Source organism: Pirellulales bacterium, assembly GCA_035939775.1.
Lineage (GTDB): Bacteria > Planctomycetota > Planctomycetia > Pirellulales > DATAWG01 > DASZFO01.
In genome coordinates this window covers 1-3035 of sequence record DASZFO010000027.1, presented here as the reverse complement: position 1 = coordinate 3035, position 3035 = coordinate 1, and the positions used below count along the sequence as shown (strand labels likewise).

General features: G+C 57.8%; 3 protein-coding genes. 1 reads left to right on the top strand and 2 read right to left on the bottom strand.

Features of this window, described 5'->3' with window-relative positions; all coding sequences use genetic code 11:
* Positions 1 to 201 (top strand): hypothetical protein (locus tag VGY55_01165; protein ID HEV2968564.1); only part of this gene is annotated, 201 nt, incomplete at its 5' end.
* Between the two features lie 183 nt (positions 202 to 384).
* Here VGY55_01165 and VGY55_01160 read toward each other — a convergent pair.
* Together VGY55_01160 and VGY55_01155 are read right to left on the bottom strand one after the other, a co-directional pair.
* Positions 385 to 1281: an ABC transporter substrate-binding protein gene (locus VGY55_01160; GenBank protein ID HEV2968563.1), complete on the bottom strand. Its 897-nt coding sequence runs from the start codon at positions 1279 to 1281 to the stop codon at positions 385 to 387.
* Between the two features lie 491 nt (positions 1282 to 1772).
* Positions 1773 to 2492: a YncE family protein gene (locus VGY55_01155; GenBank protein ID HEV2968562.1), complete on the bottom strand. Its 720-nt coding sequence runs from the start codon at positions 2490 to 2492 to the stop codon at positions 1773 to 1775.
* Between the last annotated feature and the right edge of the window lie 543 nt (positions 2493 to 3035).

The following is a 3035-nucleotide window of genomic DNA, read 5'->3' as shown; positions in this document are numbered from 1 at the left end:
GATCGGGTATTGGCAGCCGGACAGTATAAGGTCACAACGGACGAAGAACTCATCGAAGAATTGTCATTTCCCGTTTATCGTCGCGTTGCTACAATGATCTTCGTACCGGCAGATTCCCAAAATTCTTCCTCGGTCGAGATGATAGCTATTGATCCTCGTGACCTTCAGGACGCGCAGGATCGTGACGCCGAAGCTCCTTGAACACCATTCCCAACGGCGCACGCGCCGACGAGGTGATCGAGCAGCGGTTCGCTGAGAGCCAGCTTAGGGTCATCAACTGCCTCGCGACAACACGGCCAGCGCGGCAGAAAGCCCCCGATAACGGACACGAATGCTAATGGCGGGCGCGTCTGCTTTGGGCCATTACCCAGAAGTCGCCGGTCTTTATTCGATTACGGCATCTGCGAGCAACTGCATTGAATTGGGGACGCTCAAACCGAGTGCCTTGGCGGTTTTCAGATTGATGACCAACTCGAATTTGCTCATCTGTTGTACGGGCAGATCGGCCGGCTTCTCCCCCTTGAGAATACGGCCGACATAGAGCCCGGTTTGGCGGTCTCGTTCGGCAAGATTGGGGCCGTAGCTCAACAAACCGCCGACTTCGGCCATTTCACGGAACGGATAGATCGCAGGCACCGCATAGCGCGCCGCCAGAATGGCCAGTTGAACGCGCCGCGCAATGTAAAATGGGTCGTTGGTGACTAATAGACCCTGCGCGCTTTTTTCATCGCCAAGGCGCATAAAGACCGCGTCGATCTCGCCGTCGGTGCTGGCGTTCAGAATTTCGATTGTCTGGCCGATCGCAGAAGCGGCAGCTTGCGAGTTCTTAACGATGGATTCGTAAATCGACGTGCCTTTAGGATTGGCGAGGACGGCAAAATGAGCCGCTTGCGGCAGCAATTCGTGCAGGATTCCGAGTTGCTTACCGTAAAGCTCGTTGGCGAGCGAGATGATCCCGGTGACATTACCGCCTGGCCGATTGAGGTTGGCGACAAGACCTTGTTTGATTGGGTCGGCTCCATAACCGAAAACGATCGGAATGGTATTGGTCGCATCTTTCGCTGCCCGAGCTGCGAGCCCGCTGGCCACGGCCGCGATCACGCGCACCTGACGGCGCACCAAATCCGAGGCCAGCTCCGATAGACGGGATGGATCGTCATTCGCGAAGCGATACTCAATCGCCAGGTTCTGGCCCTCGACATAGCCCGCGTCTTTCAGCCCCTGACGGAATCCCGAGAGGTCGTAGCCGGATGGTGTCCCGATTTGCAATAATCCAATCATCGGAATCGTGGGCTGCTGCGCGTGCGCTGCGAGCGGCCAAGTAAAGGCGGAGGCTGCAATCGCTTGGATAAGCTCGCGCCGTCTCATTGCCGCTCCCTATGCTCAGGACGAAGCATCGTAGCGGGTCAAACCGGCTCACTGGAAGTGGGCGTGCGTGATTTCAGAGCGCGAAGATTTTGGCGGCCGGCCGATGTCCGGTTCGGGTCAAAGCCACGAATCCCGATGTCCGAGTTAGATTTATTTTTCTCCCGATAACGGACTCCCCGAGCGGGATGAGATCTCGTCGAACCATCATCCCGCTCTAGCTTTTCGCATGATCTTTTCCGACCTGGCGGAGCTTGTCATCGGGCCGGCCACTTCGGGCCGGACCCGTTGGCCCGCCGAAGCATCAGACGAAAGTTCAAACGATTACCAAGCTCCGCGCAGGCGGGAAACCGGCAACCACCCACGGATCAAGTCCGAGGGCAAGTTTTTCGGGATCATGCTTTAGTTCACCTCAATGCCCGGCGGTGCGGAATGCCGTCGGGGCCGCCGGTGACTTTGAGTTGGCCGGTCACCTTTAGGCTCTTGCCATCGAAACTGACGACGGCGAGCGCATTGTCCACCATGCTTTGCGCCAGCAAAGTCTTGCCGTCACGGCTCCAGGCCACATCCTGCGGCCATTGCCCGATTTTAACCTCTGCCACCTTGGTCAGCGTGGTTCCCTTGACGCTGAAAACGACGAGCAGACCGTTATCGTTGTAGAACGGATGGCTCGGCGCCAGATTCGAGCCGTTTTGCGGGATCATCGCCAGATAGTTGCCATCGTCTGAAAACGCCAAGCCTTCGACGTATTGCCCAACGTCCACGGTGCTGACGATGCGCGGCGCTTTTCCGCCCAGATCGATGACATTCACCGGCATGATGTCGCCGGCGTTAGCGCCCTGATTGCCGACGACCGCGATGTCGCCTTTGGGGCTGACTTCGACCGCGTAGGGCCGGAAGCCGCCAGTCATGACCCGCTTGGAATCGGTAACCTTGCTGCCGTCAACTGAGAGAACCGAAATCCGATGATCGCCGTCTCGAGTAACGAGGGCGGTCTTGCCGTCGGCCGTGAAAGCCACAGCGCTTGGACCCGATTTCGGATCGCCAAAATCGACTTTTCCAGCGGCGCTCAATTTGTTGCCAGCGATCGTAAAGATGGAGACGGTGCCTTCGTTGCGATTGGCCACCAGGGCCAGCGGTACCCGCTCGGTTGATCGCTGTTCCGGTCGCTCCCAGGCCCGCCTCAAGCGTGGCGATCACGGCCGGCGGGCTGGCCTTGAGATCGATTACTGAAACGCGGTTATCGGGTACCTGCTTTTTCGGATCGGCTGGATCGAGCTTCATATTCGAAGCGACCAGCGCGAAGGATTCATCAGGCGCAACGGCCACGTTTTGCGGCGGGCCGACTACGCTCGACGGCGCCTTGAACTCGGCAATGATCTTTGGCGGCGAAACGCCGAGGTTGATTATAGTGACGGTGTCGTCGACGGGGTTCGCAGGCACCGAGACGGTGCCGTTGTTGAGGACAACCTTGCCGTCATTTGACGACACTGCGATTTGTGCCACGGCATTGAGCGAGAATAATGGAAGGGGGCGGTGATGGCGCCTGCAACCATGACCGCCTGAATTCTTGAAATACGGTATTTCATTTATTCCTCCCAGTCCGTTTTTTAGGACCGCCGAGCACAGCGATCGCCTGATATGGATTATTTAGCAGACCCAAGAATCGA

Coding starts and splice junctions, on each gene's coding strand:
- VGY55_01160 (HEV2968563.1), bottom strand. CDS start 1,281: ATGATTGGATTATTGCAAATCGGGACACCATCCGGCTACGACCTCTCG.